Below are 2,551 nucleotides of genomic sequence, written 5' to 3'. Positions count from 1 at the left end.
TGTGAGGGCTTTAACCGGGCGACCTTTCCAAAGCTCCGAACGGTCGATCAGTACCAGCCCACGCTGGCCTGGCGTCGTCGGTTTATACGACTTTAGTGCCATGTTTTCTGTCTTCCGTTTTGCTTGTGCCCGACTTCAACATGTTGAGGTCGAGATGGTTATAGGGCCCCGAAGGTCCCCAATCTAAAATGTCTGACAAAGAACCCCTTTGCCGGACTGCGTAGGGTGGGTAAAACCCACCTATGCACAAAACAACACAGCCCCGGACGAATCCGGGGCGTTGCCGATGGGGTCGTTTAGGGGAGGATCAGCGAAGGGTCAAGGCATCAGGAAGAACTAAGCCGAATGTTTCCGGCAATTCAGCCTTCTTGATGATACATTACCCAATAGAGACAGCAATCACGTGCCATTATCTGCCAATGCCATGCCGGACCAATGTTTATGTCGCGATTTCCTTCACCTTATCCGACAGGCTTTGCACGGACCGTTCGGATGCTTTGGGGACAAGGCGGTAGGCAGCGTTTACAAAGCAAAACAGTGAAAAGCCAAGCAGACCCACGCAAAGCAACACGACCATAACACGGCCATAGGCCTGCCCGCTCAACCAATCAAAGGCCGATCCCAAGCCGCCTGCGTCGGACGCATTTGCGCTTAGCGCGGCATAGGCAATCAGCCCCCCGATGATGATAATCGCAGCCCCCTGAGCGGCAAGACCCATCCGCAACACCGGATTCCAATGCAGTGTGAAATGGTTCCCCTGAAGTTTTTCCCTGTAGGCCTGCGTTATCGCCTTGTAGAAGTAGTAGAAGCCCGTCGCGACGGTCAGGCCCCCAACGGCACAAACCGCCCACACCCCCGCCTGCGACTGCAATACGCTTTCTAACGCTTTCTTCCCGCCCGAACCGGACGAAACAATCCCAAGCGCTGTTACAGCCAATACGCCAATACCTGCATGTATCGCGCCAGTCACGAACATACCTGCCCGCGCCAACAAGCCTTTGGCAGAGGTGCCATATGCTTCCAGATCCCAAAAGCTGTCCACCGCCCGCCAGATGGCGTAAGCGAACATGCCAGCAGCAATCAAGCCGACGACGACAACCCCAATGATGCCGTTTAGCGACTGCATGGCAGATTTTGTGCCTTCGGCTTGCCCACCTTGTAGGATCGACCACAAGGACACCCCTGCGACGACCAAATACACAAGACCCCGCCCCGCATACCCAACACGCATGATAGGGATTGCCCACACAAAATCACCTGGGTCGATATCTTCCAAAAGCTGTTGCTGCGCGGTGTTTCTCATAGAGTGCCCTTTGCCGTTATGATCCAGCCTCGGTCTCAGGAAACCCAAAATGCGGTGGGGCTGAAATACCAGACATCCATGGTGAAGAACGCCGCTCTTTCCAGATTGTTCCAGCATTGGCGAAATTAGCAGGCTGACGGCCAAGCATTATTCATACGCAAAAAGGGCGCGGCCTTTCAGCCCCGCCCTTCCTAGACTTTCAAACATCGGTCCCGTTAGAGACCGACCAGCTTACGCCAGCTTGATGTTTGTTGCCGATTCACGACCGTCACGGCCGGATTCGATGTCGAACGTGATCTTTTGATCATCGGACAGACCGGTCAGGCCTGCTTGCTCAACTGCGGAGATGTGAACGAATACGTCCTTTGCGCCACCCTCAGGTGCTACAAAACCAAAACCTTTTGTGGAGTTGAACCATTTTACTGTGCCAGAAGCCATTATCGTATTCCTTATTAACTGCCCGCGGAATGCGGCAGATCGGCTAAGTCATTTATAGATCGAAATGCTGAGCCGTAAGGAGCAGGGATGACGATAGACAAAACGTTGCCCTCTCCCCTTCTGCCCTTCGGGGACAGAACGCAAGTGCTTAAACCCGACAGGGTGAAACAAGCGGAGAATAGCCCACTGCCCATTCGCCCAACGCGAAAGGCCCCCCGCCTTGCAGCGAGGGGCCTTTCGTTAACTTGATCCGGGCTGATTACAGGCCGGTGGATACGTCGATGGTGTTGCCTTCTTCAAGCGTCACGTAAGCCTTCTTAACGTCCTTACGGCGGCCCATCTGGCCCCGGAAACGCTTGGCTTTGCCTTTGGTGATGGACGTGTTCACGGCCTTCACCTTGACACCAAAGAGAGCTTCAACAGCTTCTTTGATCATTGGCTTGTTGCTGCCAATTGCCACTTCGAAAACGACGGCGTTATTCTCAGACGCCATTGTTGCTTTCTCTGTGATGATCGGCTTGCGGATCACATCGTAGTGTTGGTGCTTGGTGCTCATTTCAAACGGGCCTCCAGTGCTTCGATCCCCGCCTTGGTGATCACGAGTGTATCACGCTTGAGGATGTCATAGACGTTTGCACCCATCGTTGGCAGGATATCCAGACCTTCGATGTTGCGCGCGGCCTGTGCGAAGTTCTCATTGACGTTGGCACCGTCGATGACCAGCGCGCGCTTCCAGCCCAGGTTCGAAACCTGCTTGGCCTGAGCGGCAGTCTTGCCCTCGGAGGTCGCCTCGTCGATGATCACCAGAGC

At 54.6% G+C, this 2,551-nt stretch carries 4 protein-coding genes and 1 pseudogene; all 5 read right to left on the bottom strand.

Annotation, left to right across the window (positions count from 1 at the left end; translation table 11 throughout):
• Positions 1-102, bottom strand: a pseudogene (rplB, locus tag ABYT07_RS20435) (50S ribosomal protein L2); the annotation flags it as partial.
• A 337-nt stretch (positions 103-439) separates the two neighbouring features.
• A complete protein-coding gene (locus ABYT07_RS20430) occupies positions 440-1,303 on the bottom strand; it encodes a DUF1206 domain-containing protein (RefSeq protein ID WP_372993841.1) in 864 nt (287 codons plus the stop codon).
• Between the two features lie 231 nt (positions 1,304-1,534).
• Positions 1,535-1,741, bottom strand: coding sequence for a cold-shock protein (locus ABYT07_RS20425; protein WP_372993840.1), 207 nt, complete (start codon positions 1,739-1,741; stop codon positions 1,535-1,537).
• A 259-nt stretch (positions 1,742-2,000) separates the two neighbouring features.
• A complete protein-coding gene (locus tag ABYT07_RS20420) occupies positions 2,001-2,297 on the bottom strand; it encodes a 50S ribosomal protein L23 (RefSeq protein WP_372993839.1) in 297 nt (98 codons plus the stop codon).
• The coding region (gene rplD, locus ABYT07_RS20415) for a 50S ribosomal protein L4 (protein ID WP_372993838.1) at positions 2,294-2,551 on the bottom strand (258 nt) is incomplete at its 5' end. The genes rplD and ABYT07_RS20420, both read right to left, overlap by 4 nt.

It is taken from the genome of Sulfitobacter sp. (genome assembly GCF_041552635.1).
Taxonomy (GTDB): domain Bacteria; phylum Pseudomonadota; class Alphaproteobacteria; order Rhodobacterales; family Rhodobacteraceae; genus Sulfitobacter.
Note: the sequence above shows the minus strand (reverse complement) of the source record. Positions and strands in the feature narration are given on the sequence as shown.

What these genes read in the sequence shown, in the direction of transcription:
- ABYT07_RS20430 (WP_372993841.1), bottom strand. Translation starts at nt 1,303, where the DNA reads ATGAGAAACACCGCGCAGCAACAGCTTTTGGAAGATATCGACCCAGGT.
- ABYT07_RS20425 (WP_372993840.1), bottom strand. Translation starts at nt 1,741, where the DNA reads ATGGCTTCTGGCACAGTAAAATGGTTCAACTCCACAAAAGGTTTTGGT.
- ABYT07_RS20420 (WP_372993839.1), bottom strand. Translation starts at nt 2,297, where the DNA reads ATGAGCACCAAGCACCAACACTACGATGTGATCCGCAAGCCGATCATC.